Below are 2,902 nucleotides of genomic sequence, written 5' to 3'. Positions count from 1 at the left end.
CGCGCGGTGGCCGGCGTCGCCGCCGCGGCCTGGGTCGGCGTCGGCACCGCGCTGTATGCGCTGACCCGCTGGCGCAGCGCACCGCGTGGCCGGCGCTTCCCCGCCGAACTGGCCGGCATGCTGCTGGCGCATGCCGGGGTTGCGGTGTTCGTGGCCGGCGTGCTGCTGTCGGACAGCCTGTCGGTGGAACGCGACGTGCGCCTGGATCCCGGCCAGAGCGCGCAGATCGGCGCGCACAGCTTTCGCTTCGATGGCGTGCAGTTGATCGATGGCCCCAACTGGAAGGCCGAACAAGGCACGGTGAGCGTGCTGCGCGATGGCGCCGTGGTGGCGGTGCTGCATCCGCAGAAGCGTCTGTACAGCAGCGAGCGGATCCAGACCGAGGCGGCGATCGACGCCGGCGTGCTGCGCGACCTGTATGTCGCCCTCGGCGAGCCGGTCGACGACCAGCACATCGAATACGGCTGGACCCTGCGCCTGTACGACAAGCCCTTCATCCGCTGGATCTGGGCCGGCGGCCTGCTGATGATGCTCGGCGGCTTCGTCAGCGCCGGCGCGCGCCGCTTGCGTGCGCAGCCGGCTGCGACAAGCGCTACCGCGCCGGCCGCGCTTGCCGGAGCCGCGCCATGAGCCGGCTGCTGCCGCTGGCCGCGTTCGTGCTGCTGGCCGCGCTATTCGGATTCGGCCTGTGGTGGAGCCGCAGCCACGACCCGCGCGAGGTGCCCTCGCCGCTGCTGGGCAAGCCGGTGCCGGCGTTCGCGCTGCCGCGCCTGGACCGTCCGGACCTGCGCAGCGGCAGCCAGGAACTGCGCGGCCGCCCGTATCTGCTCAACGTGTTCGGCAGTTGGTGCATGGCCTGCAGCGAGGAGCATCCGCTGCTGATGGCGCAGGCCCGGCAACTGGGCGTGCCCCTGGTCGGCTACGCCTACCGCGACGCGCCGCACGACACCGCCGCCTGGCTGGCGCAGCGCGGCAATCCGTACGCGCTGGTGCTGGTGGACGCCGATGGCCAGCGGGCAATCGACCTGGGCGTGTACGGTGCGCCGGAAACCTTCCTGATCGATGCCGACGGCGTGGTCCGCTACAAGCACGTCGGCGTACTGACGCCGCAGGTGCTGGCCGACGAACTGCGTCCGGCGATTGCCGCGCTCGACGGAGCACGTCGATGAGCGTGCTGGTCGCACGGACGCGCAGGCGCACGCCGTGGTGGCGGCTGTTGGTGCTGCTGTGGCTATTGGGCGGTGCAGTGCCGGCCTTCGCCCAGGCAGTGGACCCACTCCCCTTCAAGGACCGCGCGCAGGAACAGCGCTTCCAGCACCTGACCGCGCAGTTGCGCTGCCTGGTGTGCCAGAACGAGAACCTGGCCGACTCCGACGCGACGCTGGCGCGCGACCTGCGCCACCAGGTGTTCGCGCAACTGCAGGCCGGGCGCAGCGATACGCAGATCAAGCAGTACATGGTCGATCGCTACTCGGCCTTCGTGCTGTACGACCCGCCGCTGGCGCCGGGCACCTGGCTGCTGTGGTTCGGGCCGGCGCTGTTGCTGCTGGGTGGTGCCGCGATGGTGCTGGCGACGCTGCGGCAACGCCGCCGCGCCCTTGGCGCCGTCACGACGGAAGCGGAGGACGCCTGGTGACGCCCGGCTTTCTGCTCGCCGCCGCCGCGATGCTGGGCATCGCCCTGTTCGCGGTGTTGCGCCCGTTGCTCGTCCAGCGTTCCGGCGCAGGTCGGCAACGCGGCGTCGCGCTGCTGCTTGCGCTGCTGCTGCCATTGCTGGGTGCCGGCCTGTACTGGCGCATCGGCACACCCGCGGCCCTGGCCGGCGTCCCGCTGCAACCGCTGCCGCCGCCCGCGCCGGACCAGACCGCGCAACTGCTGCAAGGCTGGCTGCAGCAGGCCTGGGATGCGCAACAGGCGCAGCACCCGCACGAAGCGCAGCAGGCCTATGCGCAGGCGCTGCGGATCGCCCCGGACAACGTCGAGGCCCTGCTCGGCTGGGCCGAGACCGACATGGCGCAACGCGCCGATCTCACGGTGGGCAGCGCCGCACGCGCCATGCTCGACCGGGTGCTGGCGCAGCAGCCGGACAATCAGCGCGCGTTATGGATGCACGGCATCGCCGCCTTCCAGCAGCAGCGCTATGCCGATGCAGCCGGCGACTGGCACCATCTGTCTACCTTGCTGCCGGCGTCGTCGCCACTGCGCGAGGCGGTGACGCAGAAGATCGCCGCCACCGAGGCGATGGTCGCAAAAACAGGCGCAGCGGCCGCCACGCCACACTGATGCGAGCACCAGATCGCACCTGCGCTCGGCGGTCCACTCACAGCGCGGACACGATCTTCTCCTTCAGCATGTCCGCATTGAACGGCTTGACGATATAGCCGCTGACACCGGCTTCGCGGATCTCGATCACCTTGTCGCTGCGCCCCTCGGTGACCGTCATCAGGAACGGCGTGCTTTTCAGCTTCGCGTCGCTGCGAACCGCCCGCAGCAGCTCCAGCCCGGTCATCGGCGCCATGTTCCAGTCGGAAATGACCAGGCCGATCTTCTCCGCCCGCATCGCGGCCAGCGCCGCCTCGCCGTCGGCTGCTTCGACGACGTCGTCATAGCCGAGTTGGCCCAACAGCATGCGGATGACGCGCCGCATCGTGCGGTAGTCGTCGACGACCAGAATCTTCATGACGTCCCCAGGCAGTCCGATGGCAGGACCGATGGTGGAGGAGTCCCGCCCCCGATGCCACCGACCAAGCCGGGCTTACCCTGCAGACGCCGCAGTGCCGATCCACCTGCACATTGCGCCGAAAATAGGAATGCGTATCATTAACGAAATTGACCACCTCGCTGCCATCCCGCTCCGCCTAGCCCTGTCGCCAAGCCGGTGCCTCTCCCGACGGGCCCCCAT

General features: G+C 70.0%; 5 protein-coding genes. 4 read left to right on the top strand and 1 reads right to left on the bottom strand.

Translation table 11 applies throughout. The features are described 5' to 3' along the window. From D180_RS19280 to D180_RS19265, 4 genes are all read left to right on the top strand, one after another. Positions 1 to 630 (top strand): cytochrome c-type biogenesis CcmF C-terminal domain-containing protein (locus D180_RS19280; RefSeq protein WP_304412385.1); only part of this gene is annotated, 630 nt, incomplete at its 5' end. Beyond that, positions 627 to 1,169 carry a DsbE family thiol:disulfide interchange protein gene (locus tag D180_RS19275; protein ID WP_017914062.1) on the top strand — a complete coding sequence of 181 codons (543 nt, stop codon included), beginning with the start codon at positions 627 to 629 and terminating at the stop codon, positions 1,167 to 1,169. The genes D180_RS19280 and D180_RS19275, both read left to right, overlap by 4 nt. Beyond that, on the top strand, positions 1,166 to 1,636 hold the full coding sequence (locus D180_RS19270; protein WP_017914061.1) for a cytochrome c-type biogenesis protein: 471 nt from the start codon (positions 1,166 to 1,168) through the stop codon (positions 1,634 to 1,636). Before D180_RS19275 ends, D180_RS19270 begins: the two co-directional genes overlap by 4 nt. Then, complete coding sequence (locus tag D180_RS19265) at positions 1,633 to 2,283, top strand: tetratricopeptide repeat protein (RefSeq protein WP_043091376.1); 651 nt, start codon at positions 1,633 to 1,635, stop codon at positions 2,281 to 2,283. The genes D180_RS19270 and D180_RS19265 overlap by 4 nt, the downstream gene beginning before the upstream one ends. 37 nt (positions 2,284 to 2,320) lie before the next feature. On the opposite strand, the gene D180_RS19260 is transcribed toward D180_RS19265, so the two are convergent. Beyond that, a complete protein-coding gene (locus D180_RS19260) occupies positions 2,321 to 2,680 on the bottom strand; it encodes a response regulator (RefSeq protein WP_017914059.1) in 360 nt (119 codons plus the stop codon). Positions 2,681 to 2,902: the final 222 nt, after the last annotated feature.

This window comes from Xanthomonas sp. SHU 166 (assembly GCF_000364685.1).
GTDB lineage: Bacteria > Pseudomonadota > Gammaproteobacteria > Xanthomonadales > Xanthomonadaceae > Xanthomonas_A > Xanthomonas_A sontii.
This window is presented reverse-complemented; position numbering and strand designations above follow the sequence as displayed.

Bases quoted from the DNA above. Each gene is read 5' to 3' on its own strand.
- D180_RS19275 (WP_017914062.1), top strand. From the start codon at position 627: ATGAGCCGGCTGCTGCCGCTGGCCGCGTTCGTGCTGCTGGCCGCGCTA.
- D180_RS19270 (WP_017914061.1), top strand. From the start codon at position 1,166: ATGAGCGTGCTGGTCGCACGGACGCGCAGGCGCACGCCGTGGTGGCGG.
- D180_RS19260 (WP_017914059.1), bottom strand. From the start codon at position 2,680: ATGAAGATTCTGGTCGTCGACGACTACCGCACGATGCGGCGCGTCATC.